Source organism: Actinokineospora enzanensis DSM 44649, from assembly GCF_000374445.1.
Classification (GTDB): domain Bacteria; phylum Actinomycetota; class Actinomycetes; order Mycobacteriales; family Pseudonocardiaceae; genus Actinokineospora; species Actinokineospora enzanensis.
Map to the genome: position 1 here is coordinate 37171 of NZ_KB894418.1, position 25484 is coordinate 62654.

Sequence of the window (25484 nt, forward strand, 5' to 3'; positions counted from 1 at the left end):
TGCCGGGCAACGACGAGACGACCGCGGCCCCGCACCCGGGTGGGTGCGGGGCCGCGGTCGGTTGCCGGTCGGCGCGGTGCCGGTTCCGTTCGGCGCATGGTCGGATCCGCTCGGTGTCGGACCCGGGTGCCGGACCTCAGTGCAGGGCGACCGGGGCGGGCTCGGCGTCGGTGGCCTCGGCCGCGGCCCGCTCGTCGGCGGCCCGCTGCAGGCCGGACTTGTTCGACAGCGGCTTCTCCTTCAGGAACCAGATCAGTCCGAACGCCACCAGGGTGACGCACCCGCCGACCAGGAACACCGTGTCGAGCGAGCTGGCGAACCCGGACAGGATCGGCCGGGCCAGCGTCGGGTCCAGGGTGCTCAGGAACGACGTGTTGTTCAGGTCGATCCCGGTGCCGCCGGTCATGCCGTGGGCGAACTGCGGGTTGGACTGCAGCGCGGACAGGAAGGCCGGGTCGTTCTTGACGGCCGCGAACGCGTCGCTGATGCGCCCGCCGACCACGCTGAACAGGATGGACAGGAACACCGCGGTACCGACGGTGCCGCCGATGGACCGGAAGAAGGTGGCCGAGGAGGTGGCCACGCCCATGTCCTTCACCGGCACGTCGTTCTGGATCGCCAGGATCAGCGTCTGCATGCAGAGGCCGAGACCGGCGCCCGCCAGCACCATGATCAGCATGGTCGCCCACACCGGGGTGTCCACGGTGATCTGCGCGAACAGGAACAGCGCGGCCACCGTGGCGGCCAGGCCGAAGATCGGGAACTTGCGGTACCGGCCGCTCTTGGCGATCGCCCGGCCGCTGGTGGTGGCGGCGACCAGGATGCCGAAGGTCATCGGCAGGGTCATCAGGCCGGACTCGGTCGGCGAGGCGCCCTTGACGATCTGCAGGTACAGCGGCAGCGACATCATCAGGCCGAACATGCCGACGCCCATGACGAAGTTGACCACGTTGGTCAGCGAGAAGGTCTGGCGGCGGAACAGCCGCAGCGGCAGCAGCGCCGCGTCGCCCATCGCCTTCTCCACGAACACGAAGGCGACCAGGCCGATCACGCCGATGGCGTACATCAGCAGCGAGCGGCCGGAGTCCCAGCCCCACTCGCGGCCCTGCTCGGCCACGATCAGCAGCGGCACCAGGCCGACGGTGAGCGCGATGGCGCCCCAGTAGTCCACCCGCTGCGCGACGCGGCGGTGCGGGACGTTGAGGAACCGGGCGACCACGATCAGCGCGACGATGCCGATCGGCACGTTGAGCAGGAACACCCAGCGCCAGCCGGTGATGCCCGCGAAGGTGCCGACGCCTGCGAAGGCGCCGCCCACGACCGGGCCTGCCACGCTGGACAGACCCCAGACGGCCATGAAGTAGCCCTGGTACTTGCTGCGTTCCCGCGGCGGCACCATGTCGGCGATGATCGCCAGCGCGAGCGACATCAGACCACCGGCGCCAAGGCCCTGCACGGCGCGGAAGGCGGCCAGCTCGTACATCGAGTTGGAGATGCCGGAGAGCACCGAACCGACCAGGAAGAACGTGATCGCGGTCAGGTACATCGGCTTGCGCCCGAAGATGTCGGACAGCTTGCCGTAGAGCGGGGTGGAGATGGTGGCGGTGATCAGGTAGGCGGTGGTGGCCCACGCCTGGATGGTCTGCCCGTGGAGCTGGTCGGCGATCGTCTTCATGGCCGAGGCCATGATCGTCTGGTCGAGCGCGGCGAGCAGCATGCCCAGCATGAGCCCGGAGAGCACGGTCAGGATCTGCCGGTGGCTCAGCTGCCCGGGAGCGGCATCCGAAACCGGAGCTGACATTACTTCTTTCCCCCTTCGGAACGCGCGTAGGCCACGCATTCGGTGATCAACGTAGGTAGGTAGGTGGCGTGGTCGGCGAGGAAGCGCTCGAACAACGCGACGAAGGTGTCGAGGTCGGCGGGGTCCCAGTGGGCCACCATGCGGGCCAGCGACAGCGCCATCCGCTCGCGCTGGCCCTGAAGTACGGCGATGCCCGCCTCGGTGACCGCGAGCAGGCTGGCGCGCCCGTCCTCGGGATCGGCCCTGCGCTCCAGCAGGCCGTCCTTGACCAGCGCCGCGACCTGGCGGCTGACCGTGGACGGGTCGGAGTGCACGGCGTCGGCCAGCACGCTGGAGCGGCTGGGACCCAGCACCATCAGGTTCTTGAGCAGGATGACAGCGGACCGGTCGACCCCGGCCTTGCTCATCTTGGCGGCCACCGTCGCCTGCTGTTTGCCGAAGGCGAACAGGACGGACGCGAGCCGTCGCCCCTGCTCGATCTCCTCCGGCGTGAGGCCCTCGGCAGCCGCGTCGACGTCGGGCGCTACCACGGTACCTCCCTGAGTTGCTTGCATCATCCAAGTAGTTGGTCGATACAAGCATGCGCTTTTCGGGTGACCGAACGCAACTCAATAACCGGAGACCCCGCTCACACCGCGACGCCCCGGTGTCGGACAGCCGACACCGGGGCGTTTACGCAGGTCAGAAAGGTCTAGACCCAGCCGGGCATGGGGTAGGCGGAGAGCAGCTCGCGCACCTCGGCGGCCACCTTGTCCAGCTCGGCGTCGTCACTCGCCGAGATCGCCCGCTCGATCCATTCCGCCAACCGGGGCATCTGCTCGACCCCGAGACCACGCGTGGTGATCGCCGCCGTCCCGAGCCGGATGCCCGACGGGTCGAACGGCTTGCGGCTGTCGAACGGCACGGAGTTGTAGTTCAACTCGATCCCCGCCCGGTCCAGGGCGCGCGCGGCAGGCTTGCCCGCGACGGCCTTGTTGGACAGGTCGATCAGGATCAGGTGGTTGTCCGTGCCCCCGGAGACCAGGTCGAACCCACGCTCGACCAACGCCTCCGCGAGCGCCTTGGCATTCGCCACGATCCCGGCCGCGTAGTCGCGGAACCCCGGCCTCGCGGCCTCGCCCAGCGCGACCGCGATGGCGGCGGTGGTGTGGTTGTGCGGACCACCCTGAAGCCCGGGGAACACGGCCTTGTCCAGCGCCTTCGCGTGCTCGGCAGTGGACATCAACATCGCCCCGCGCGGCCCGCGCAGGGTCTTGTGCGTCGTGGTGGAGATGATCTGCGCGTGCCCGACCGGCGACGGGTGCGCCCCACCCGCGACCAGCCCGGCGATGTGCGCGATATCCGCCACCAGAACCGCGTCGACCTCCTTGGCGATCTCGGCGAACGCGGCGAAGTCGATCGTGCGCGGGATCGCGGTACCCCCACAGAAGATCAGCTTGGGCCGCTCCGCCAGCGCCAGCCCACGCACCTCGTCCAGGTCGACCCGGCCGGTGTCCTTGCGCACGCCGTACTGCACGGCGTCGAACCACTTGCCGGTCGCGGACACACCCCACCCGTGGGTGAGGTGGCCACCGGCGGGCAGGGCCATGCCCATGACCTTGTCGCCCGGGTTGACCAGGGCCATGTAGACGGCCAGGTTCGCGGGCGACCCGGAGTAGGGCTGCACGTTGGCGTGCTCGACCCCGAACACGGCCTTCGCCCGCTCGATGGCCAGCTTCTCGACCAGGTCGATGTACTGCTGACCCTCGTAGTAGCGCTTCCCGGCGTACCCCTCGGAGTACTTGTTGGTCAGCACGGTGCCGGTCGCTTCGAGTACGGCGGTGGAAACGTAGTTCTCGGAGGCGATGAGCCGGATCTTCTCGTACTGCCTCCGAGCTTCCCCCTCCACCAACGCCGCCACTTCGGCGTCGGCGGCAGCGAGCTGCGAGATGGCAGGCTGGTGCATGCGGCAGTCCTTCCAGTGCGCACGATGACGTCCCGGGGACACCCAGGCGTTCGGTGCCACGCTCCGCTGCGATCGCTTCCCGGTGGTCGATTCCACCCAAACACGCCAGTCACGATCCGGTTCGCACCCTACACCTTGACGGGTGCTTATTACTGATGAGTAACCTGTCGCCATGAGCACAGATCTGTCCTGGGTGGCGGACGCGATGCGGCAGACGGTGCCGTGGGTGTCCTCGGCTGGCATCACATTCCACGAGGTGACGGCTACGCGGGTGGTGTGCGGGCTGCCGGATGTGGAGGGGCAGCGGAATCACGTGGGTGGACCGCACGCCGCGGTGATGTTCGGGTTGGCGGAGACGGCTTCCGGAGCGGTCGGGTTGGCGGCGTTCTCCGGGGAGATGGGGCGGGCGACGCCTTTGGTGGTGCGGTCGGAGATTCGGTATCGGAAGGTTGCTTTGGGGGAGCTGACCGCGGAGGCGGTGTTGGGGCGGGGGGTTGATGAGGTGATCGCGGAACTGGATTCCGGGGTGCGGCCGGAGTTCGCGGTGGAGTGCGTCATCCGGGATGCCAATGACGTGGTGACGGCAGAGATGACCGTGGTGTGGACACTTCGCCCCAACAAGGCAAAATAGAAGCAACCAGCTTCTATTTTGTCTCTGCCGAGTCAGCTTGGCCGAGTCGGCCGAGGAAGTGCTAGTGCCGCGTCCACATCAACATGCGCTTCAGGATGTTCATCCCACCACCGCGCATAAGTAGGATTCCTGTCCACAATAGACCGATAGGCATGCGCCACACACGCGAAGATCTCGTGCTTGCGCCCGCCCAACACCCCATCAAGGCGAACCACCAACACCACCGGCAACCGCAGAGCATCCCCCCGCAACGGCCGGATCACAAACCCCGGGCCGCTCAACGAAGCAGGCTGCGCCAAACAGACCGCCCCCGCCGCCGCAAGGGCCATCGCCGCCCGCCCCTCGGTCACATGGTGCGTGATTCGCGGCGTGAACCCGACCTTCTCGCAAGCCTCCCGAAACCCGAGCCGCATGGTGTCCTGGTCCGGCGGCGGCACCACCCAATCCAAATCCGCCAGGTCCGCTAGGTCGATCTCCTCCTGCTCGGCCAACGGGCTATCGGAGCTCAACGCGACGAACTGTGGTTCCTCCACGATCGTTCGGACTTCCACATCACGCAGCATCCGGTGTTCCATGCCCTCGAACCGCTCGAACACCGCCAGATCCGCCTGCTTCGACGAGATCAGATCCAGCAGTGCGGGCCCGGACGTATCGATCTCCGTGCGCAGCTCCGTGCACCGGATCCACGCTCGCAGCTCCTTGATCAGCGCACTGGTGAACAGCATCGGGCTCGATGCCAGCACCAGCGGGGCCTCTGCCGGGTTGTGGTTGTGCGTGCGGGCCGAGGCGAGCAGCGCGGACATGTCCTCCAGCACGACCCGTGCCGAGCGGACGACGCTGCGGCCGAGTTCGGTGGGGACGCTGCCGTTGGAGGAGCGGCGGAAGAGCTCGCCGCCGACCAGGCGTTCGATGGAGCGGAGTTGGGCGGTGAGGGCTGGTTGGGTGACGCCCAGCCGGATGGCCGCCTTGGACACGCTGCCTTCTTCCGCGATGGCGCAGATGGCCCGCAGGTGGCGGAGTTCGAGTTCGGCCATAACAGAACTTGATACCCCGTTCGGATGAGATAAGGCTAGGGGGAGGCGGCATATTTCTGATACCGGTTCTTGCGCGGCCCCGTGTCGCGCCGCCGCCGGGGGCACAACCCCCGGGTCGGCCAGAACTTCCGGTGCCCGGCACTGTCCACCCACACCGTGCCGGGCACCGGCTTCAACTCCGCACTTGCCGCGCGTGGCCGGTTGCACGGCGTCTTGTGCACACCGTCGTCCTCGGTAGGGTCCCGGGACATGAGGCTGGACGCCGCGAACTACGCGGGCACGGTAGTCGAGGCGGCCGAGACGCTGGTCGCGGCCGAGCAGCGCGGGTATGACGCGGGGTGGGTGCCGGAGACCAAGATCGACCCGTTCATCGGGTTGGCCGTGGCCGCCGAGCGGACCAGCCGGATCGAGCTGATGACCGGGATCGCGGTCGCCTTCGCGCGCAGCCCGATGACGGTCGCGGTGCAGGCCAACGACCTGCAGCTGCTCTCCGGCGGGCGGTTCGTGCTCGGGCTCGGCTCCCAGGTCAAGCCGCACATCACCAAGCGGTTCGGGATGCCGTGGTCGGCTCCGGCGGCGCGGATGCGCGAGTTCGTGCTTGCCGTGCGGGCGATCTGGGCGGCGTTCGCGACCGGCGAGCGGCTGCGGTTCACCGGCGAGTTCTACACGCACACGCTGATGACCCCGTTCTTCGATCCCGGCCCCAACCCGCACGGCAACCCCAAGGTCTACCTGGCCGCCGTGGGCGAGCGGATGACCGAGGTCGCCGGGGAGGTGGCCGACGGCATGCTGTGCCACGGCTTCTCCACCGAGCGCTACCTGCGCGAGGTCACGCTGCCCGCACTGGAGCGCGGCCGGGCCAAGGCGGGCAGGACCCTGGCCGGTTTCGACATCAGCGGGCCGTCGTTCGTGGCCACCGGGGCGACCGAGGAGAAGCTGGTCGCCTCGATCGCCGCGGTCCGCAAGCAGATCGCCTTCTACGGCTCGACCCCGTCCTACCGGGCCGTGCTCGACCTGCACGGCTGGGGCGGCCTGCAGGACGACCTGAACGCGTTGTCCAAGCGCGGCAAGTGGGCCGAGATGGACGAGCTGATCGACGACGAGGTGCTCAACACGTTCGCCGTGGTCGGCGAACCTGCCGTGGCGGCCGCGGAGATCAAGCGCCGCTACGGCGATGTGGTCACCCGGATGTCGGTGCCCGCCGCGCTGGTCCCCGTGCTACGAGACGCGGATTAGCGCGGCCCCGGCGAGCACGAAGAACACCAGCACGACGAGGGTGCTCGAACTGCCGCCGGTCGAGCTGGTGACCAGCTGATCCACCGCGCCGGTGAGGGTGACGCCGCAGTCCGCGGTCACCACGTGCCTGCCCGGCTCGATCTTGTCGAACTCGACCGGGGTGGTGAACGCGCCGGAGTTGTCCGCGGTGGTCGAGCCGACGGACTCGCCGTCCGAGGTGAGCAGGACGGTGTGGTTCGGTTCGCAGCCGGATCCCTTGGCGGACAGTGAGTCGCCGGGCTGGATGGACTTGCGGTCCAGCTCAAGGCCGCCGTCCTGGCTTGGCTCGTCGACCACCGGGGTGCCCAGGTCGGTCGTGCCGGGCGGCGGAGTGTCCGTTGTGGTCGGTGCGGTGGTGTCGGTGGTGGTTGTCGTCCCCGGCGTGGTCGTGGTGGTGATTCCCGGCCTGGTGGTCGTTGTGGTTGCGCCCGGACCGGTCGTGGTCGTGCCGGGTGGGACGGTCGTGGGTGGATTCGTCGTGGTGACCGGCGGTGTCGTGGTGACGACCGGTGGCGTGGTCGTCGTCGTGGGGGTCGACTTGGTCACGGTGAACCGGGTGCCGCCGCTGGTGTTCTTGTCGCAGCTCCCGGTGATCGGGTAGGTCGCGGGCGCGGCCGAGGTCGGCACGGTGGCGGAGACCGAACCCGTGCCGAGCCTGCTGAGCGTCGCGTTCGGGATCGTGGTCAGCTTCGAGCTGAACGACACGACACTGCACCCGCCTGCCGGGACGACCGTGACGCCGATGGTGAACGACGAACCCGCTGGTCCCGAGGTCGGTTTGATCGACAGGCTGAGCACGAGCGTCTGCGTCTGGGCAGCCGCCGGGGCGACCGGTAACACGACCAGGAACAGGGTGGCCGCCGCAACGGCGAGCCCCACCAAGCGTCCAACAGTGCGCACGACCGCTTCCCCTTGTCCGTTTCCCGATCTGCCGGAACGGCCCGACCCAGGGCGGGCGCGCTGTAGCATTCCGCTCCGATCGGGCCCGCCTGAACCGGGAGTTTGTCCCATGGGACGTCTTATCGCCACGACGGTTGCGTTCGTGACCGCCGTGTTGGTGCTCGGCGCCACTCCCACTGTCGCACAGGAGTCGGACGACCCGCTCAGAGTGACGGTCACTCTGGACGGTCAGGACATCACCGGCCGTACCGTCCAGCTCGACCCGACGCGGCCCGCGGAGATCTCGGTGACCGCCGAGAACCATGGCCGGACCACCCGCAAAGTGCGGTTGATCAGGGTCTCCGGGGTCGCGCTGGCGCTCACCTTCTACGCCTACGACACCAACCTGCCGTTCGAGGTCCCGGCCGGTCAGCGCGTCGTGCGCACCTTTCCGCTGGACGTGCGCGACCTCGAAGGCCAGGCCATCGGGCTGCTGCCGACCTCGGTGGAGCTGCTCGACGAGGACCGGGGCGTGCTCGGCGGCAGCGAGACCGTCGCGGACGTGCGCGGCTCGGTGTGGTCGGTGTACGGCGTGTTCGGGTTCGTGATGTTCGTGCTGACGGCGTTGATCTGGGCCAGCGTGTTGATCGCGCTCGCTCGCCACCGCTTGTCCGCCAACCGTTTTCGGCGGGCGCTGCGGTTCCTGCCCGCGGGTATCGGCACGGGCTTCGTCGCCGTGGTCACGCTCTCGGTGCTGCGGTGGGTGGCCCCGGTGCCCGCGGTGGAGATCCCGGTCGTGCTGGGGGCTGCGGTGATCGCGATGGTGCTGGGCTTCCTGACCCCGCACCCGGTCGCGCCGCCGCCGCCCGCCGAGCCGGAGCCCGCACCCGAGGGGACGACCGTCGGCCTGACCGAGCTGTTCGCGCCGCGGCCGGACGGTCCCACCACGGCCATGCCGATCCCCACCGACATGAACACCCACGTCCTGCCCCAGCCGACCGTCGCCAACACGCTGGAAGACCCGGAAACGCCGAGGTGGCCTGGATGACCGCGCCCACCGGGCTCGTCGCCGCACTCCCCCAGTACACCGTCGGCCAGAAGATCGGCTCCGGTGGCATGGGGGTCGTCTTCGAGGGCGTGCACCGCTCCCTCGGCAGGCACGTGGCGATCAAGCAGCTGCCCGCGGACCTGGTCGGCGACCCGGCGGTCAACGCCCGGTTCGACCGCGAGGCGCGGGTGCTGGCCAGCCTGGACCACCCGCACATCGTGCCGGTGTACGACTACGTGCAGACCGGGCAGGACAACCTGCTGGTGATGGAGAAGCTGGACGGCGGCACGGTCTACGACCGGTTCCGCGGACCCGGCCTCACCGGCGAGCAGTCCTGCGCGATCGCCCTGGCGATGCTGGGCGGGCTGCACGCGGCGCACGTGGCGGGCGTGCTGCACCTGGACATCAAGCCGAAGAACCTGCTGTTCACCTCCGCCGGGGTGATGAAGGTCGCGGACTTCGGCATCGCCCAGGTGGTCAGCGAGGGCGCGACCCTGGTCACGCACGCGGGCGAGGTGCTCGGCACCCCCGCGTACATCGCGCCCGAGCAGGCGATGGGGAACGCTCTCGCGCCCGCCGCCGACATCTACTCGGCCGGAACTGTGCTGTACGAGCTGCTGTGCGGCGAGCTGCCCTACGACCGCAGCCGCGGCGCGGTGAGCATGATGCGGCAGCGCATCTTCAACGACCCGCGGCCGCTGCCCCGGGTGCCCATGCCGCTGTCCGCCGTGGTCATGCGCAGCCTGGCCCGCGACCCGCTGCACCGCTACCGCGACGCCGAGGCGTTCGCCATCGACCTGAGCGCGGCCGCGACCGCGGTGTACGGCCCGGACTGGCTGGAGCGCTCCGGCGTCCCGGTCCACCTGGCCCCCCGGGTGACCGGCGCGATCTCGCAGCAGCTGACCCGGCAGCCGGACTCGCCCACGATCGTCACCCCGCCGGTGCGTGCGACCGCCCCGGACGGCACCCGCACGCTGGACCCGGCGGACTTCCGCGGCAAGCAGCTGCGCCCGGCGAGCGAGATCATCCGCCGGACCGGTCCGTCGCCGCTGTGGCCCGCGCTGGTCGCGGCCGTCGCGTTGATCGCGGTGATCGTGCTGCCGCTGGTGTCCGCCAAGCACCTCGGGCACCCCGGGAGCACGCTGGCGGTCGACGGCCAGCAGCTGCTGAAACCGGTCGTGGTGGACCTGAGCAGCCCGATCACCATCGCGGGCCGCGCCCCGGACGACGTCCAGCTGCGCTTCTCGGTGAACGCGGCGGGCATCCCGCTCGGCCCGACGATCGCCAAGACGATCGCCCGCAAGCCCGACGGCACCTTCGAGACCAGGATCGAACCCGACCCGCTGATGCGCTGGCTGGTCGGCGGCGCGGCCACCGGCGAGATCAAGGTGGCAGGCCAGGTGTACCAGTTCACCCTGCTGTCGCCGCTGCACCCGATGGCCACCGTGATGGGCTCCGGCAGCCTGCTGCTGGCCCTGTTCGCCCTGGCCTACATCGAGTCCCTGATGCGCACCCTGCGCCGTGGCCACCGCCGCCCGGCCGCCCCGATCTCCGCTCTCCCCTTGGGTGCACTGTTCGGGGCGACCATGTGGCTGTTCCTCGGTGCCCTCACCGCGCACGAACCCTCCCGCGTCATCGGCATCGTGACCGCGCTCGCAGGCGCCCTGGCCGCGTCGGGCTTCGTGCTCGCCACCGCTTGGGCGGTGCGTCGAGCCAGGGGCTGACATGGCAAAACGGGGAGCGCCGGGTAGGTGATCGTCGCTAACGTCGGGACGTGAACCTCTTCGCTGATGCCATCACGTCCGAGGCCGGTCTGCGCGAGATCTACGAGGAGCCCAAGAGCAGTTCGCGGGCCAAGGAGATCTCCTCGATGGACGACATGGCCCGCCGGTTCGTGGCGTGTTCACCGATCGTGTTCGTGGCCAGTGTCGATCTTGAGGGGCGGTGCGATGTCACGCCGCGTGGCGGGCAGGCCGGGTTCGTGTCGGTGTTGGCGGGCGGGGAGGTCGTGGTGCCGGACGCCACCGGGAACCGGCGGATCGACACCTACCGCAACGTCGTGGCGACCGGCCGGGTCGGGCTGATCTTCCTCATTCCCGGGCGCGGGCAGACCCTCCGTGTCAACGGGCGGGCCTGCGTGTCGGCGCGACCGGAGTTGTTGGCCCGGTTGACGCCGGTGGGCAAGCCGCCGCGGGTGGCGTTGGTGGTGGAGCCGGACGAGGTGTTCGGCCACTGCCCCAAGGCTTTCGTCCGCTCCGGGCTGTGGCAGCCGACGACCTGGCCGGACCCGAAGGCCCAGCCGGATCCGGCGGAGCTCACGCACGCGCACATCGGCGACCCGACGGTAACGCTGGAAATGGTGCAGCAGAGCCAGATCGAGTCCCTGCGCGACCGCCTGGAGTAGCTATTCGCAGGCCACGCCGTCGTTATCGCGGTCCAGGGCGGAGCGGTAGCCCGGTTCGCCTCGGTACAGCGGCGCCGCACCCGCGGCTCGTGCCGCGTCGCAGTTCTTGTAGTACGCGGCAGGTGCGGGGGCAGGCTCGGTCGTGGCGGGCTTGGGCGCGGGTGCCTGCGTGGTGTGCGGGGCGGCCTTCACCGTGGTGGCCGGGGCCTTGGGCGCGGGCGGGGCGGCTGGCGCAGGCGGCGCGGGCAGGACGTCCAGGCCGCCGCAGGGCGCGCCCCACAGGCCGAGGGTCGCGTTCTTGGCTGCGTTCTGGGCATCGGTCAACACCGCGGTCCCGTCGACGACCTTGGCCATGCCCTGGCTGACCGCCAGCTGCGCGAAGTCGCGGCCGTCGGCCAGCAGCACCGCGCCGAGGTCGGACACCTGGATCTGTTGGCCGCCCAGGGTTTTCCTGGCGAAGTCGAACGCGGCACCGGACCAGCACTCGCCCGGGGCCGCGAGGCCGGCCACCACGACCTGCCTGCCCGCCGAGGTCAGGACGGTTCGGGCATCGACCACATCGGACACCGTGGCTGTCGCCTGCGCGGGGGATGTCGTAGTGGTGGCACTCGTGGTGACCGGCTCCGCCGCCGTCGGGGTGGTGCGCGGTGCGCTGCCCGCCACCCCGGCGTCGGTCCGGCCATCGCCGCACCCGGCGAGCAGTGCCGTTGCCGCGAGTGCCGTCGCTGCCCAGGCTGTGCGCTTGCCCATGGTGACTCCCTCGTGACCGGACGGTGTGGAGGGTCCATCGGGTTTGATCACGTGGCGTTACTTGAACATTCAGGACTCACCCGTTCGGCGGACCCGTGCCCTCAGTCGTTGAGACGGCGACGCACCAGGGCACTAAGCAGGTCGACCGCGATGATGAGCACCAGCACCAGCAGGATGTACGTGGCCAGCACGTCGAACTGGAACAGTTTGATCGACTGGTTGATCAGGAACCCGATCCCGCCCGCGCCGACCAGGCCGAGCACCAGCGACGCGCGCACGTTCACGTCGAACCGGTAGAGCAACAATCCGACCAACGACGGCACCACCGCGGGCAGCACCGCGTTCGCGATCACCTGCGCCTCGCGCGCGCCCGCGACCCGCAGCGCGTCCGCCGGGCCGCTGTCGATCTCCTCCATGGCCTCGGACCACAGCTTGCCCATCACGCCCATGTTGTGGCAGATCAACGCCAGCACGCCCGCGAACGGCCCGAGGCCCACCGCGGTCACGAAAATCAGCGCGAACACCACGTCCGGCACCGCGCGCAGGAACGACATGATCGACCGCGACACCTGGTAGACCACCGGGTTGCGGCCGCGCATGCCGAGCACGGCGAGCAGCAGCGCGCCCGGGACGGACAGCGTGGTGCCGAGCAGGCCGATGGCCAACGTGACCAGGCAGGCTTCCAGGGCGGGCTGAACGACCTTGTCCCAGTCCAGTTTGGGCGGGAACGCCTCGGCGAGGAAGTCGGCCATGCCATGCCAGCCGTCGACCAGCGCGCCGGGCGAGAAGTCGGTCGCCCGGCCTGCCAGCACGTGTGCCGCACCGAGCAGACAGACGACCACGACCACACCGAGGTAGAACGGTTTGCGGTTGCGTCTCGGCACCGAAAGGCCGGGCCGGGTTCGCTGGGCGGTCATCCGCGCTCACCCCGATACAGCGCTGCGATGTCCTCTTCGGACAGTAGCGCAGCCGGTGTGGACAATCGGATCTCGCCGTCGATCAAGCCGATCAACCGGTCCGCGTGCAACCGCGCCAGTTCGGGCTGGTGCAGCACGACGGCGACAGCCAGACCGTCCTCATGCGCCAGCTCGGCCAGTAGTGCCATCACCTGGGTCGCCGCCGCCGGGTCCAATGCGGACACAGGCTCATCGGCGAGCAACACCCGCGCGCCCTGGCATAGTGCCCGAGCGACCGCCACGCGCTGCTGCTGGCCGCCGGACAGGCTGCCTGCCCGGTCGTGTGCGCGATCGGCCAGCCCGACCCTGTCCAGACAGGCCATCGCGTGTTCACGCAACTCGCGCGGGAACAGCACCGGCGACAGCGACCGGGACAGCGGCAGCCCGGCGATGCCGCCCGCACACACGTTGTCCAGCGCGCTTCGCCTGCGCACCAGGTGAATCTGCTGGAACACCATGGCTGCCGCGCGCCGCGCCCTCGTCAGTTCGGCGCCGCTCAACCCGCGCAGGCTCGTGCCCGCCACCCGGATCTCGCCCGCGTCCGCCTCGGCCAGCCCGACGACGCAGCGCAGCGCCGTCGACTTGCCCGACCCGTTCGCGCCGAGCAGGGCGACCAGCTCGCCGGGCGCGACGGTGAGGTCGACACCCTTGAGCACTTCCCTACCGCCATAGGACTTCCGCAGCCCGCGGACCGCGAGCCCGGTGTCCAGCAGCGTGTTCATGGTTTCCTCTCGAATACCGGACCGGCCGGGCGGGGTCCTGGGCCCGCCCGGCCGAGCTACTAAACGTCGCCCTCGGTCAGGCCGAGCGTGTCCGCGAGGTCGAACAGGGGCTGGTAGGTGGACTTGTCCACGGCCACCATCGGGCCCGCCGGGTCGACGTCCAGGAACTTGCCGACCTGGGCGACCTCCTCCGGCTTGAGGTTCAGCAGGGCCTTGCGCACCGCGTCCTTGAACGCCGGGTCGGCACCGCCGAACACGGTGATCGGGTCGTTCGGGACCGGGTCGGACGCCCAGATCTGACGGAACTTCGACGCGTCGAACTTGCCCTCGGCGGCGGCGGACGCCTGCTGCTGGGTGTTGATCTCGGCCGCGTCGACCTTGCCGTTGGTCAGCGCCAGCAGCGCCTCCGGGTGACCGCCCGCGTAGTCCAGCTTGACCGAGTTCTTGTCCAGGTTCACCTTCGCCAGCGCGGCCCTGGGCAGCGCGTCACCAGAGGTGGAGCCGGGCTCGGACAGCGCCAGGGTCTTGCCCTGTAGGTCCTTGATGGACTGGATCGGCGAGTCCTTCGGCACCCAGATGCCGCCCTTGTAGCTGGTCAGCTTGCCCTGCGCGTCCCCGAAGGACACCAGCGGCTCGGCGTTGGCGCGGCGGCTGGCGAACACGAAACCGAGCGGGCCGAACTCGGCCAGCTCCAGCTTGCCGTTCTGCATGGCCAGCACCTCGGCCGAGTAGTCCTGCACGATCTGCAGCTTGACCGGGCACTTCAGCTCGCGCTGCAGGGCGCCGGTGAGCACCTGGTAGGCGGGGGTGAGCTTGCCAGGGTCCTCGTAGGGTTCGATGCCGAACTTGACCTCGCCGTTGGGGCAGGAGGCACTGGCGGCGGTGTCGGCGGGCTTGTCGTTGCCGCACGCGGTGAGGGCGAGGCCCGCGGCGACGAGAACGGCGGCGATGCGCTTCATAGGGGAGGCTCCTAGCTGCGTACTAAAAGGAATCCAAGACTGTGGGGGCCAGTCCGAAGGCTGTGGTCATCCCGATCCCGGATGTCACGGAGACAACATGGACGCCGGGAAATGGTTGAGCGACAAGGAAGTCCGTCTGCTCGGAGTCGGCGTAGACGCCGCGCCAACGCTTGCGCACGGTGAGTCGGTCGACGCCGAGCAGGCGCTCGGTCTCCCGCAGGACGAGGTCGGTGGTCTCCTCGTCCTCGAACGGGAGGTGGGTGCGGGCGTAGTGGTGGGTGTCCCCGATGACCAGGTCGCCGTCGGGGCGCTGGGTGAGCATGAGGTTCATGGCGACCGCGAGCAGCTCCGGGTTCTCCCGGGCGATCCGCTCGTGCACCGCGTCGGCCGACGGGCAGGCGCGCAGCCCGGCGTAACGGAGCATGGACAGTCCGGATAGGACAGCCGGGTCGATGGTCTTATTGTCCGGTGTGGACACTTGGAGCATGCGCAGCACGCAGCGGCGCAGGCCGATGGCGTCGGCCACATCGGGCAGCAGACGGTCGACGTCATGTCCGACGGCGACCACGACCCGGTCGGCGGTGACCGGGCCCCGGGTGGTGTGGACCACGCCGGTGTCGACGCCGGTCACGTTGGTACGCCACCGGAAGTCGACCCCGTGCTCGGCGAGCCAGGTGGCCAGCGCGGGCACCGCTTCCCGTGGGTCCACCCGCAGATCGAGGGGCAGCAGCGCGCCACCGACCACGTCATCGGACACCAGCGACAGTCGGTCGCGGACACCAGCGGGATCGAGCAGGCGTACGTGCTCGATACCGCGCTGGGCGGCGAACTCGGCGAGCACGGCACGTTCGTCGGCCGACCTGGCCACGACCACGGTGCCCGCCTCGGACACCCAAAACCCGGCCTTGGCCGCCATCATCAGCCAGCGCTCGCGCGCGGCCAGCCCGTAGCCCAGCGCGACGCCATGCTGGGCGGTCAGGCAGATGTGGCCGAAGTTGCGGACCGAGGCGCCGACCGCCCGCTCGTCCCGGTCGAGGACCACGACGTCCAGGCCGCGTTCGACGGCCGCCACCGCGTGCGCCAGGCCGACGATGCCCGCGCCGACAACGACCAGGTCCGCGTGTCGAGATGTCATGGTGCAGACGGTGCGGCGTCATGACCGGTGATCACAAGCCTCTCGAAGCACTTGTTCAGACAAGTTTCCGCGTTGTTCACCCAGTTCAAAGGGATTGCGCGGGGAACTTGACAGCGGGTGGGAGGCAACTCGTATGGTCAAGTGGTGACCCCACCGCTGCACCTGCGGGTGGCCGACGAGCTGCGCGGCCGGATCAGCCGCGGCCAGCTCCCGGTCGGCGCCGCCCTGCCGTCCGAGGCCCAGCTGTGCGAGGAGTTCGCGGCCTCGCGGGGCACGGTACGGCAGGCGCTGGCCGCGCTGCGCAACGAGGGCCTGATCGGCGGCGGCCAGGGCAAACCCCCGGTCGTGCGGCAGGCGGCGGTGGCCCAGCCGTTCGAGACCTTCCTGTCGTTCACCCGCTGGGCCAGGCAGATGGGCCGCGAACCCGGCCAGCGGACCGTCGAGATCGCCCGCCGCGGCGCGGGCCCGATCGCCGCCGACGCGCTCGGCATCGACGAGGGCACCCCGGTCGTCGAGGTCCTGCGGCTGCGCCTGCTCGACGGCATCCCGACGATGCTGGAACGCAGCAGCTTCATCGAGCCGGTCGGCCGCCTGCTGTTCGACTTCGACCTCGACGCAGGCTCGATCTACGAACACCTGCAGGAGCGGGGCGTCGACCTGCGCGCCGCCCGGCACACCATCGACGCCATCGCCGCCAACGAGATCGACGCCGACCTGTTGACCATCACCGCGGGCGCCCCCCTCCTCCGCGAACGCCGCCGAGCCATCGACGCCACCGGCACCCGGGTCGAATACGGCGACGACCGCTACCGACCAGACCTGGTCACCTTCACCATCGACAACGTCCAGGCGGGCCGGGTCAGCCCGCACGTGCTCAAGGAGACCCCGTGATCGACCTAGTGGCCCTCGACATGGCAGGCACCACGGTCCAGGAAGGCGGCGCCGTCTACCGAGCCCTCGCCGACGCCGTCACCGCCGCCTCCGGCACCCCGGTCCCGCCCGCCGACATCCACCGCTGGATGGGCGCCGACAAACGCGAAGCCATCGCCGCACTGCTGGCCGCCTCCCCCGCCGAGGTGGACACCGTCTTCAACGACTTCCGCACCCGCTTGGCGGCGGCCTACTCGGCCCAGCCCCCGGTAGCCCTCCCCGGCGTGCCCGAGGCCCTCGCCGAACTCCGCTCCAGAGGCATCAAGGTAGCCCTGACCACCGGCTTCTCCCGCGACGTCGCCGACGGCATCCTCACCGTCCTCGGCTGGCAGACCGGCGAAACCATCGACGCCCTGATCACCGCCGACGAGGTCGCCGCGGGCCGCCCCGCCCCGTACATGATCTTCCGAGCGATGGAGGCCACTGGCGTCCACTCCCCCTCAGCCGTCCTGACGGCCGGGGACACGGTTCTCGATCTCCGAGCAGGCACCAACGCCGGAGCCCGGTACGTACTCGGTGTCCTGTCCGGCTCCCAGGACGCGGCAACATTAGGCCGCGAACGCCACACCCACATCGTCCCGTCAGTCGCCGACATCCCACTGTTGCTCAGCTGACCTCGATACCAAGAAGCCCGGTATGGCACCGAACTCGGCGCCATACCGGGCTTCCCGCTTGCTCAAGGCCACCTCGGATACGACAAAGCCCCGGTGGCTCCACATGTAGCTCCCCGCTTGAGGAACTGATGGGAGCCACCGGGGCTCTGACCTGCGAGCCGCCTAAGGGAATCGAACCCTTGACCTGTTCATTACGAGTGAACCGCTCTGGCCGACTGAGCTAAGGCGGCGTGACCGTCGCCAACTATAGCGGGTCTTGGGGCGTGACTCGCAGGGGGATGCGTCGTTTACTGGGTAGTAGGGATGGTGGTGGAGCGGCGGGAAGGAGTTGGGTGATGCGGCGTCGGCTCCCGGTGGTGGGTGTGGTGGGGGCGTTGGTGGTGCTCAGCGGTGGGGTGGCTGGGGCGCAGGTACCTACCACTCCCGTGCCGCCACCAGCTGATCCGAGTGCACCGCCTGCTTCCGCACCGAGTGGGCCGCAGCCGTTGGGACATGCAGTGGGGGATGCGGGGACAGGGTTGGCGGTGGTGCGGCTGTTACCGAACTCCGCGCCCACCAGGTCGATCATTCCCGGGGCTGAGGACAAGCTGCCCAAGCAGTCCGCGGTGGAGGTCGGGTTCGGGTTGGCCAGTGCGCAGGCGAACTCCGAGGCGTACCTGAACTTCGAGAAGGCGATAGCGCAAGCCTCGCCGGGCGGGGTTGCCGTGCAAGGGGCGAGTCCGCAGACGCCGGGGGCGTTGGCGCAGACAGCGCCGCCGGACAATCCGCAGCCGAGAAGTGGGGGTGTGAATCCGCCGTCCACTCCTCTGGACACGTTGGTCAAGGCGGGCTTACTCAACGGGCAGGTGCACGCGCAGTGGAGTGAGTCGTTGGGGCCGTGTGTCGACACCATCGCGGACGCTTCCACTGAACTGGCCAGCTTCTCCGCGCTCAACGCGATCCCCACGCTCCCCAGCACTCCCGATCTGACCGGTGTGTTCGACGCACCGAACCTCGATCCCCAAGCCGACCAAGCCGTCATCGACGGTCTGAAGTCCCTCACCGGCGGCCTTAACACCCTGGGCGGCATCCTCGGCGGCGCGGGCAGCACCGGCTCACTGATCAGCCTCCCCAACACTCTCTCCGCCCGCTCCGTGGTCAAGCTGGTCGACATCCCCGGCTCCCCCAACAAAGCCGTCCAGTCCACCTCCACCTTCCAGGCCGCGTCGGTCAAGCTCCTGGCAGGTACGCCCTTCGAGATCTCGGTCAACGTGGTCAGCCAGCCCACGCTCGTGGTCACGTCCACCGGCGACAAAGCCACCTCGACCGTCCAGTACACCGCCCCGGTCATCGAGGTCGTGCAGGGCGGCAAGAGCCTGGGACGGCTCGACGCCGCCAACCCCACGTTGGATGTGCCGATCGCGATACCGCTACCCACCGGCGCGGCCGTGCCTGGTCTGGACAAGCTGCCGATCGTCGGCGGGCTCCTCGCGGGCGGGCAAGGGCTTCAGGACTCGGTGGCGAAGGGGCTCAAGAAGCTGGACCTGGGCGTGTTGCGGCTGACCGTGGCCGGGTTGAACCAGAAGTCCGAGGAGTCCACCCAGCCGTTCAGGGGTTTCCAGCTCGGCGCGACCGCTCGGATGCTGGATCTCCAAGTCCTGCCCACCGACGCTCTCGGCCTGCCGAACCTGCCGTCCGCGTTGGCGCAGGTGTCACTGGGTGAACAGGTAGCGCGCGCGTACGCACCCGCCGGGGGCGTGGTGTGTGGCACGGCAACGCAAACGCCGAATCCGCCGAAGCAGCAGGGGAGTACGCCTCCCCTCGCTTACACCAACGCCGCCTACCACTCCGTGCCGTTGTTCTGGTCTGGCACGGCAATGCTCCTGCTCGGAGTAGTGATAGTGGCCGCGCTGCCTACCCGCCGCCGACAGCAACGCTAGGTCGTTCGCTAAGCATTGTCAGCCTGCAGCAGCGCTGACCTGCCAGGTCGGGGACGATGCCGGGTGGGGAAGAGGGGGTGGGCGGCGGGAGAGAGAAGGCACAGCGTTAACCCATGTAGAGCTGCGTAACCATTGCCTCGATGGCGATGCGCGGTTTGACGTTCTGCTCGATCGCCTCGCGACACCCCAACACCGCCTCCAACCGCCGCAGGGTCGACTCCGGGGTCCACCGCTGGGCGGCCTGGCCGGAGCTCTGCGCGTGGTCGGGGTGGTTGAGCGCGGCCGTCGAACCGGCCGTGGTGACCAGTACGTCCCGGTAGAACCCGGCCAGGTCGACCAGCGCCAGGTCGAGCGCGTCCCGCTGGGTCCGGGTCGCGCGGGACTTCTGCCTGCGTTCCAGTTCCTTGATCGCGCCCGCGCTGCCCCGGGTCGCCGACGCGGTGCCCTTGCCGGTGCCGCCCGCGCCCATCGCCGTGCGCAGGGCGTCCTTCTCGGCCTCGTCGCGGGTTCCGCTCAGCTCGCTCGCGTCCGTCTCGGCGGCGGTGACCAGGTCGTCCGAGGCGGCGAACACGTCGGACAGCCTGCGCAGGTTGATCGGGATGCGGAGGACCTTGTCCCGGCGCTCGCGGGCGGCGGGATCGGTGGCCAGCCGCCGGGCGCGGCCGACGTGGCCGCCGCACACCGACGCCGCCCACGTCGCCGTGTCGAGATCCACGCGGTCACGCAGCCGGAGAACCTCGGCGATCGCGGCCGGGCCGGGGGTGCGCAAGGCGACCACGCGGCAGCGGGAGCGGATGGTGACCGACACGTCGTCCGGGTGGTCGGAGGGGGCGCAGAGCAGGAACACCGTCCGCTCCGGCGGTTCCTCGACCGCCTTGAGCAGCGCGTTGGCCGCGCCCTCGGTGAGCCGGTCGGCGTCGGTGATCACCACGACCTGCCAGCGGCCGCCGGTGGGCCGTCGGGCCGAGGTCTGCACCAGGGCCCGCATCTCCGCCACGGAGATCGACAGGCCCTCTGGCACGACCATCCGCACGTCGGCGTGTGTGCCGGACATGCTGGTGTGGCAGCCCTGGCACTCGCCGCAGCCCGGGTCGCCGGGAGTGGTGCACTGCAATCCGGCGGCGAACGCGCGCGCCGCCACGGAACGGCCTGAACCGGGTGGGCCGGTGAACAGCCACGCGTGGGTCATGCCCGCGGCGGAGCCGGTGCCGTCGACGAGCGCGGCGGCCGCGCGGCTGGCCGTGCTGAGGACCTCGACCGCGTCCGACTGTCCGACCAGCTGCGACCAGACCGTCATCGGCCCGCCTCGGCCGCCAGCGGCGGGGTCAGCTTGGCCAGCGCGCTGCCCGCGATCGTGGTCTGCACCGCGATCCGGACCCGCTCGTGCACGTCGTCCGCGGAGCCGTCCCCGTCGACCACCGTGTAGCGGTCCGGGTCGGCGGCGGCCATGTCGGTCAGCACGGTCTGCACGTGCCAATGATGCTCCGCGTTGTCCGCGCGCGGTGGGAGGGTGCTCGGGTCGCGGTCAAGGAGCACGGTGATGTCCGGGCGCAGCCGCACGGTCGCCCAGTCCGCCAAGCCCTCCAGCTCCGCTTGGTCGAACCCGGCGGCCGCGGACAGGTGGGCCAGCGGGCTGTCCACGAACCGCTCCATGACGACCAGCGCGCCCCGGTCCAACGCCGGACGGATCTGCCGTTCCACCAGGTCTGCGCGCACCGCGGCGGCGACCAGGGCGTGCGCGCGGATGCTGGTCAGGCCCGCGTCGGCGAGCACGCTGCGCAGCCGCACCTCGTCCAGGGCCGGGTCGGTGGCCAGCAGGACCTCCTTGCCCGCCACCCCGCGCAGCCAGTCGGCGAGCATGGTGGCCTGGGTGGAGGTGTCCAGGTGGGTGTTGCCCTCGATCGCGATGAGCAGGCCGGTGCCGCGCCTGCGCGGCGACCGGCTGATCGCCGCGCGCAGGTCGGACATGATCGTCTCGGACCGGCGGTCGTCCATCTGCCGGTACGCCAGCACGCCCATGACCGCGGCGAACAGGCCTGCGCCGAGCAGTACCGGGCGGGTGCCGTCGATGAGCATCTCGCGCCCGAGGATGGTGACCCGGTGCGGGCTGACCAGGCCGACCAGCACCGGGGTGAGCAGCATCCCGATCGCCAGGATGATCTTCATCAGGGACTGGTAGATGGCGTTGATCCGGCCCCGGATGGCGTCCTCGACCTCGGTGCCGATCATCGTCACGCCGGTCAGGAAGGCCGCCCCCGCACAGGCGCCCAGCAGCGCCACGGTGATCAGCGAGAACACCAGGTGCGGGGACAGCGCCACCAGCACCAGGTCCAGACCCGCGGTGACGATGGCGATGCCGAACAGCCGGTTGCGCGGCAGCCGCCTGGCCAGCTTGGGCGCGCCCCCCATGCCGGTGGCCAGGCCGATGAACAGCGCCACGAAGAACAGCGCGAAGCTGGCCTGCCCGCCGAGCAGGCTGGTCGCATACACCTGGGAGGAGCCGACCAGCGCGCCCGCCGCCACGAAGGCACCGATCATGCCGATCAGCAGCCCGCGCACCAGCGGCGAGGTGCGCACGAACTTGGCCGCGTCACGCACCATGGCGGCGAACCCGCCCGGTGCCCGGTCCGGCGCCGCCCCCGGCTCCTGGGCCGGGTCGGCGACCGACGTGTCGCGCTGGGACAGCTCCCGGATCCGGGTGGCGACCATGATCGCGCTGCCCAGGTAGAGCGCCGCGATGATCACCAGGATGAGCTTGGTGGTGCCGGTCTCCGAGGAGGCCGGGCGCAGGCTGAGATTGGTGCTGATGCCCGCGATGGCCGCGTAGACGCCGCCCGCGCTGATGACCGAGATGCCGTAGGTCATCACCATGCCCAGCTGGTTGGCCGTCTCCACCTGGTCCGGCCTGCGCAGCAGGTTGGGCACCGCGGCGTCCTTGGACGGGATCCACAGCAGCGCGCAGCAGCCGACCAGGAAGTTGCCGATGAACAGCCACAGCGGGCTGCCCACGATGGCGATCGACAGCAGCAGCCCGAACCGGCCGATGTCGGCCAGCACCATCACCTTGCGCCGGTCGAAGCGGTCCGCGAACAGGCCGCCGAGCGGGGCGAACAGCAGGCCGGGCAGCAGCTGGGTGAGCACCACCCCGGCGAACGCGAAGCTCTGCGCGGTGTAGTCGGTGGTGGCCTGCCTGGCCAGGCTGCTCAGCGCGAGCAGTGAGAGCCAGTCACCCACGCTGCACAGGTAGGTGACAGCCCATAGCCTGCGGAACGGGCGGATCGACAGCACGCTGCGGACCCGGTGGGTCATCGACCCCTCGGTGCCCTTGGCCGCGCCGGCCCGGTTGTCGCCGTTCAGGCCCCCCACCCACTTTCCACGTGGTCGTCGCCGCGCCCCAGGGTAACCGGGGGACGGCGGCTGCCAGCTCATCCGGGTGGCGCACGGCACGCACCGCCATGCTCACACTAGGCAACCGACGGCCGTCCGATGCGACAAAACGAGTGAATTGCGACAGCCGCCGCCCCCTGGACGAGCCAAGGGGACGACGGCTGTCGTCACACCGGGTACCGCCGAGCCCTCAGGACTTGGACTTGGCGGGGGTCTTCTTCGCCGCGGGCGCCTTGCGCCGGGCAGGCGCCCGCTTGGTGGTCGGCCCCTTGGCCCGCTTCTCCGCCAGCAGCTCGGCCGCGCGCTCGTCGGTGATCGACTCGACGCTGTCCGCCTTGCGCAGCGACGCGTTGAACTCGCCGTCGGTGACATACGGCCCGAACCGGCCGTCCTTGATCACCATCGGCTTGCCGGACACCGGGTCCGTGCCCATCTCGCGCAGCGGCGGCGCGGCCGCGGCCGACTGCCTGCCCCGCTTCTTGGGCTCGGCGTAGATCTTCAGCGCCTCCTCCAGGGTGACGGTGAACATCTGGTCCTCGGTCTCCAGCGAGCGGGAGTCCGTGCCGCGCTTGAGGTACGGGCCGTAGCGGCCGTTCTGCGCGGTGATCTCCTCGCCGCTGGCCGGGTCGTTGCCCACCACCCGCGGCAGCGACAGCAGCCTCAGCGCGTCGTCCAGGGTCACCGTCTCCAGTGACATCGACTTGAGCAGCGAGCCGGTGCGCGGCTTGGCCTTGGCCGTCTTGGCCCGGGAGGTCTTCTTGATCCCGCCTGCCGGGGCGGTCTCCACGACCTCCGGCAGCACCTCGGTCACGTACGGCCCGAACCGGCCCTCCTTGGCCACGATCTCGTGCCCGGTGACCGGGTCGGTGCCCAGCGAGCGGCCCTCCGCCGGGGTGGCGAACAGCTTCTCCGCGATGTCCCTGGTCAGCTCGTCCGGCGGCAGCTCCTCGGGCAGGTTGGCGCGCTGCGCCACGCCGTCGACCTCGCGCTCCAGGTACGGCCCGTAGCGGCCGACGCGGACCACGATCGGGCGGCCCTCCAGGTCGGGGAACACCTCGATGGAGTTCACCACCTTGGCGTCGATGTGCTCGACGCCGGTGCCGACCAGCTTCTTCAGCCCGCCGGAGCGGCCGACCGAGCCCTCCGGGCCGACCGGGCCGCCGAAGTAGAACCCGGACAGCCAGTCGGTGCGCTGCTGGGTGCCCGCGGCGATACCGTCGAGCTCCTCCTCCATGGCGGCGGTGAAGTCGTAGTCGACCAGCCGCTCGAAGTGCTGCTCCAGCAGGCCGACCACGGAGAACGCGATCCAGGACGGGACCAGCGCGGCGCCCTTCTTCCACACGTAGCCGCGGTCCTGGATGGTGTTGATGATCGAGGCGTAGGTGGACGGGCGGCCGATGCCCAGCTCCTCCAGCGCCTTGACCAGGCTCGGCTCGGTGTAGCGCGGCGGCGGGCTGGTGGTGTGCCCGTCTGCGGTCAGCTCGGTGGCGGTGACCGGCTGGCCCTTGGTCAGGATCGGCAGGCGGCGCTCGGCGTCGTCGGCCTCGCCACCGGCCTCGGAGTCGACGGCCTCGACGTAGGCGCGCAGGAAGCCGGGGAAGGTGATGGTGCGGCCGGAGGAGGAGAACACGCACTCCTCGCCGCTGGCCGCGTTGCCGGAGATCCGCACGGTCATCGTGGTGCCGCGCACGTCGGCCATCTGGGAGGCGATGGTGCGCTGCCAGATCAGCTCGTACAGGCGGAACTCGTCGGTCTCCAGCTCGCCCGCGACCTGGCCCGGGGTGCGGAACACCTCACCCGCGGGTCGGATGGCCTCGTGTGCCTCCTGGGCGTTCTTGACCTTGCGGGTGTACTGGCGCGGGGTCGGGTGCACGAACTCCTTGCCGTACAGGTCCGCGGCCTGCGAGCGGGCGGCCTGGATGGCCGTCTCCGACAGCGTGGTGCTGTCGGTACGCATATAAGTGATGTAGCCGTTCTCGTACAGCCGCTGGGCGGTGCGCATCGTGCGGTCGGAGCCGAAGCGCAGCTTGCGGCCCGCCTCCTGCTGCAGCGTCGAGGTCATGAACGGCGCGTACGGCTTCCGCGTGTACGGCTTCTCCTCGACGCTGGACACCGTCAGCGCGGCGCCGCGCAGCGCCTCGGTGAGCCGCCGGGCCTCGGCCTCCTCCAGCAGCAGCACGTCGGCGCCGGGCTTGAGCCTGCCGTTGGAGCCGAAGTCGCGGCCGGTGGCCAGCCGGGTGCCCGCCACCGACAGCAGCCGGGACCCGAAGGTGGGCGGCTCGGCGGACGCGCCTGCGTCCATGGTCGCGGAGATGTCCCAGTAGTCCGCGGGCACGAACGCCATCCGCTCGCGCTCCCGCTGCACCACGATCCGGGTGGCCACGGACTGCACCCGGCCCGCCGACAGCCGTGGCATGACCTTCTTCCACAGCACCGGGCTGACCTCGTAGCCGTACAGCCGGTCCAGGATGCGCCGGGTCTCCTGCGCGTCGACCAGGTCGCGGTCGAGGTCGCGGGTGTTCTCCGCGGCGGCCCGGATGGCGGGCTCGGTGATCTCGTGGAAGACCATCCGGCGCACCGGCACCTTGGGCTTGAGCGCCTCCAGCAGGTGCCAGGCGATGGCCTCGCCCTCGCGGTCGCCGTCCGTGGCCAGGTAGAGCTCGTCGACGTCCTTGAGCAGGCCGCGCAGCTCGGTGACCGTGGACTTCTTGTCCGGGGTGACGATGTAGATCGGCTCGAAGCCGTTGTCGACGTTGACCCCGAGGTTGGACCAGGCCTCGCCCTTGAACTTCTCCGGCACCTCCGCCGCCTTGCGCGGCAGGTCCCGGATGTGCCCCTTGGACGACTCCACGACGAAGTTGCGGCCCAGGTAGGAGGCGATCTTGCGTGCCTTGGCGGGCGACTCGACGATCACGAGCCGACGTGGCTGGGCACCGCCGGTGCCGTCGCCGTTTCTCTTCGTCTCAGTCGAGCCTGCCACGTGTCCCGCTCTCTTCTAACCCCGTGTCCGTCCCGCGTCAGCCTGTCAGTGTGCACGCCACGCCGGGAAAGCCCTATCCCAGGTTGCCCAGCCCGGCGGATCGGCCGACGAAGTA

At 70.1% G+C, this 25484-nt stretch carries 21 protein-coding genes, 1 tRNA gene and 1 riboswitch; of the genes, 8 read left to right on the top strand and 14 right to left on the bottom strand.

Features of this window, described 5'->3' with window-relative positions:
* Positions 1–136: 136 nt before the first annotated feature.
* The 3 genes from C503_RS0119220 to C503_RS0119230 all read right to left on the bottom strand — a co-directional run bounded on the left by C503_RS0119220 (position 137) and on the right by C503_RS0119230 (position 3746).
* Positions 137–1801 carry an MDR family MFS transporter gene (locus tag C503_RS0119220; RefSeq protein ID WP_018683851.1) on the bottom strand — a complete coding sequence of 555 codons (1665 nt, stop codon included), beginning with the start codon at positions 1799–1801 and terminating at the stop codon, positions 137–139.
* Positions 1801–2331: a MarR family winged helix-turn-helix transcriptional regulator gene (locus tag C503_RS39995; RefSeq protein ID WP_018683852.1), complete on the bottom strand. Its 531-nt coding sequence runs from the start codon at positions 2329–2331 to the stop codon at positions 1801–1803. The genes C503_RS0119220 and C503_RS39995 overlap by 1 nt, the downstream gene beginning before the upstream one ends.
* 161 nt (positions 2332–2492) lie before the next feature.
* Complete coding sequence (locus C503_RS0119230; protein ID WP_018683853.1) at positions 2493–3746, bottom strand: serine hydroxymethyltransferase; 1254 nt, start codon at positions 3744–3746, stop codon at positions 2493–2495.
* 33 nt (positions 3747–3779) lie between these two features.
* A riboswitch (ZMP/ZTP riboswitch) is annotated at positions 3780–3869 on the bottom strand.
* Between the two features lie 49 nt (positions 3870–3918).
* Between C503_RS0119230 and C503_RS0119235 the strand changes: the two genes are divergently transcribed.
* Positions 3919–4377 (top strand): DUF4442 domain-containing protein, encoded by a 459-nt coding sequence (locus C503_RS0119235; protein ID WP_018683854.1) that lies wholly within the window; start codon positions 3919–3921, stop codon positions 4375–4377.
* Positions 4378–4409: 32 nt separating this feature from the next.
* On the opposite strand, the gene C503_RS0119240 is transcribed toward C503_RS0119235, so the two are convergent.
* Entirely contained in the window at positions 4410–5411 is a 1002-nt protein-coding gene (locus C503_RS0119240) for a LysR family transcriptional regulator (RefSeq protein ID WP_018683855.1), read from the bottom strand.
* A 249-nt stretch (positions 5412–5660) separates the two neighbouring features.
* On the opposite strand from C503_RS0119240, the gene C503_RS0119245 reads away from it, so the two are divergent.
* Positions 5661–6647 carry an LLM class F420-dependent oxidoreductase gene (locus C503_RS0119245; RefSeq protein ID WP_156893332.1) on the top strand — a complete coding sequence of 329 codons (987 nt, stop codon included), beginning with the start codon at positions 5661–5663 and terminating at the stop codon, positions 6645–6647.
* Here C503_RS0119245 and C503_RS47955 read toward each other — a convergent pair.
* Positions 6630–7586 carry a hypothetical protein gene (locus C503_RS47955; RefSeq protein ID WP_245572525.1) on the bottom strand — a complete coding sequence of 319 codons (957 nt, stop codon included), beginning with the start codon at positions 7584–7586 and terminating at the stop codon, positions 6630–6632. The two genes, C503_RS0119245 and C503_RS47955, sit on opposite strands and share 18 nt — an antisense overlap.
* Positions 7587–7728: 142 nt before the next feature.
* On the opposite strand from C503_RS47955, the gene C503_RS40005 reads away from it, so the two are divergent.
* Genes C503_RS40005 through C503_RS0119265 form a run of 3 tightly spaced genes read left to right on the top strand, consistent with a single transcriptional unit; the run spans position 7729 to position 11017 of the window.
* On the top strand, positions 7729–8613 hold the full coding sequence (locus C503_RS40005) for a hypothetical protein (protein WP_018683857.1): 885 nt from the start codon (positions 7729–7731) through the stop codon (positions 8611–8613).
* Positions 8610–10337, top strand: coding sequence for a serine/threonine-protein kinase (locus C503_RS0119260; RefSeq protein ID WP_026316470.1), 1728 nt, complete (start codon positions 8610–8612; stop codon positions 10335–10337). The genes C503_RS40005 and C503_RS0119260 overlap by 4 nt, the downstream gene beginning before the upstream one ends.
* A gap of 50 nt (positions 10338–10387) precedes the next feature.
* Positions 10388–11017, top strand: a complete 630-nt coding sequence (locus tag C503_RS0119265; protein WP_018683858.1) for an MSMEG_1061 family FMN-dependent PPOX-type flavoprotein — start codon at positions 10388–10390, stop codon at positions 11015–11017.
* On the opposite strand, the gene C503_RS47960 is transcribed toward C503_RS0119265, so the two are convergent.
* From C503_RS47960 to C503_RS0119290, 5 genes are all read right to left on the bottom strand, one after another.
* Complete coding sequence (locus C503_RS47960; RefSeq protein ID WP_018683859.1) at positions 11018–11767, bottom strand: thermonuclease family protein; 750 nt, start codon at positions 11765–11767, stop codon at positions 11018–11020.
* A gap of 101 nt (positions 11768–11868) precedes the next feature.
* The gene (phnE, locus tag C503_RS0119275) at positions 11869–12684 is read right to left on the bottom strand and encodes a phosphonate ABC transporter, permease protein PhnE (RefSeq protein ID WP_018683860.1); all 816 of its coding nucleotides are present in this window, start codon (positions 12682–12684) and stop codon (positions 11869–11871) included.
* Positions 12681–13445 carry a phosphonate ABC transporter ATP-binding protein gene (locus C503_RS0119280; protein ID WP_018683861.1) on the bottom strand — a complete coding sequence of 255 codons (765 nt, stop codon included), beginning with the start codon at positions 13443–13445 and terminating at the stop codon, positions 12681–12683. The genes phnE and C503_RS0119280 overlap by 4 nt, the downstream gene beginning before the upstream one ends.
* Before the next feature lie 59 nt (positions 13446–13504).
* On the bottom strand, positions 13505–14404 hold the full coding sequence (locus C503_RS0119285; RefSeq protein WP_018683862.1) for a phosphate/phosphite/phosphonate ABC transporter substrate-binding protein: 900 nt from the start codon (positions 14402–14404) through the stop codon (positions 13505–13507).
* 22 nt (positions 14405–14426) lie between these two features.
* The gene (locus C503_RS0119290; protein ID WP_018683863.1) at positions 14427–15539 is read right to left on the bottom strand and encodes a TIGR03364 family FAD-dependent oxidoreductase; all 1113 of its coding nucleotides are present in this window, start codon (positions 15537–15539) and stop codon (positions 14427–14429) included.
* A gap of 144 nt (positions 15540–15683) precedes the next feature.
* Between C503_RS0119290 and C503_RS46075 the strand changes: the two genes are divergently transcribed.
* Together C503_RS46075 and C503_RS46080 are read left to right on the top strand one after the other, a co-directional pair.
* Complete coding sequence (locus C503_RS46075; protein ID WP_156893333.1) at positions 15684–16430, top strand: GntR family transcriptional regulator; 747 nt, start codon at positions 15684–15686, stop codon at positions 16428–16430.
* On the top strand, positions 16427–17083 hold the full coding sequence (locus C503_RS46080; RefSeq protein WP_018683865.1) for a phosphonatase-like hydrolase: 657 nt from the start codon (positions 16427–16429) through the stop codon (positions 17081–17083). Before C503_RS46075 ends, C503_RS46080 begins: the two co-directional genes overlap by 4 nt.
* Positions 17084–17239: 156 nt before the next feature.
* Here C503_RS46080 and C503_RS0119305 read toward each other — a convergent pair.
* Positions 17240–17313 (bottom strand) — tRNA-Thr (locus C503_RS0119305).
* A 105-nt stretch (positions 17314–17418) separates the two neighbouring features.
* Between C503_RS0119305 and C503_RS0119310 the strand changes: the two genes are divergently transcribed.
* The gene (locus C503_RS0119310; RefSeq protein WP_245572526.1) at positions 17419–19002 is read left to right on the top strand and encodes a hypothetical protein; all 1584 of its coding nucleotides are present in this window, start codon (positions 17419–17421) and stop codon (positions 19000–19002) included.
* A gap of 106 nt (positions 19003–19108) precedes the next feature.
* Here C503_RS0119310 and C503_RS0119315 read toward each other — a convergent pair whose 3' ends face one another.
* The 3 genes from C503_RS0119315 to topA form a co-directional block, all read right to left on the bottom strand.
* Complete coding sequence (locus C503_RS0119315) at positions 19109–20299, bottom strand: DNA polymerase III subunit delta' (protein WP_018683867.1); 1191 nt, start codon at positions 20297–20299, stop codon at positions 19109–19111.
* Entirely contained in the window at positions 20296–22311 is a 2016-nt protein-coding gene (locus tag C503_RS0119320; RefSeq protein WP_084477225.1) for a bifunctional MFS transporter/dTMP kinase, read from the bottom strand. The genes C503_RS0119315 and C503_RS0119320 overlap by 4 nt, the downstream gene beginning before the upstream one ends.
* 268 nt (positions 22312–22579) lie before the next feature.
* Positions 22580–25369, bottom strand: coding sequence for a type I DNA topoisomerase (gene topA / locus C503_RS0119325; protein ID WP_026316472.1), 2790 nt, complete (start codon positions 25367–25369; stop codon positions 22580–22582).
* Positions 25370–25484 lie beyond the last annotated feature (115 nt).

What these genes read in the sequence shown, in the direction of transcription:
- C503_RS0119220 (WP_018683851.1), bottom strand. Translation starts at nt 1,801, where the DNA reads ATGTCAGCTCCGGTTTCGGATGCCGCTCCCGGGCAGCTGAGCCACCGG.
- C503_RS0119230 (WP_018683853.1), bottom strand. Translation starts at nt 3,746, where the DNA reads ATGCACCAGCCTGCCATCTCGCAGCTCGCTGCCGCCGACGCCGAAGTG.
- C503_RS0119235 (WP_018683854.1), top strand. Translation starts at nt 3,919, where the DNA reads ATGAGCACAGATCTGTCCTGGGTGGCGGACGCGATGCGGCAGACGGTG.
- C503_RS0119240 (WP_018683855.1), bottom strand. Translation starts at nt 5,411, where the DNA reads ATGGCCGAACTCGAACTCCGCCACCTGCGGGCCATCTGCGCCATCGCG.
- C503_RS0119245 (WP_156893332.1), top strand. Translation starts at nt 5,661, where the DNA reads ATGAGGCTGGACGCCGCGAACTACGCGGGCACGGTAGTCGAGGCGGCC.
- C503_RS0119260 (WP_026316470.1), top strand. Translation starts at nt 8,610, where the DNA reads ATGACCGCGCCCACCGGGCTCGTCGCCGCACTCCCCCAGTACACCGTC.
- C503_RS47960 (WP_018683859.1), bottom strand. Translation starts at nt 11,767, where the DNA reads ATGGGCAAGCGCACAGCCTGGGCAGCGACGGCACTCGCGGCAACGGCA.
- phnE (WP_018683860.1), bottom strand. Translation starts at nt 12,684, where the DNA reads ATGACCGCCCAGCGAACCCGGCCCGGCCTTTCGGTGCCGAGACGCAAC.
- C503_RS0119280 (WP_018683861.1), bottom strand. Translation starts at nt 13,445, where the DNA reads ATGAACACGCTGCTGGACACCGGGCTCGCGGTCCGCGGGCTGCGGAAG.
- C503_RS0119285 (WP_018683862.1), bottom strand. Translation starts at nt 14,404, where the DNA reads ATGAAGCGCATCGCCGCCGTTCTCGTCGCCGCGGGCCTCGCCCTCACC.
- C503_RS0119290 (WP_018683863.1), bottom strand. Translation starts at nt 15,539, where the DNA reads ATGACATCTCGACACGCGGACCTGGTCGTTGTCGGCGCGGGCATCGTC.
- C503_RS0119310 (WP_245572526.1), top strand. Translation starts at nt 17,419, where the DNA reads ATGCGGCGTCGGCTCCCGGTGGTGGGTGTGGTGGGGGCGTTGGTGGTG.
- C503_RS0119315 (WP_018683867.1), bottom strand. Translation starts at nt 20,299, where the DNA reads ATGACGGTCTGGTCGCAGCTGGTCGGACAGTCGGACGCGGTCGAGGTC.
- C503_RS0119320 (WP_084477225.1), bottom strand. Translation starts at nt 22,311, where the DNA reads ATGACCCACCGGGTCCGCAGCGTGCTGTCGATCCGCCCGTTCCGCAGG.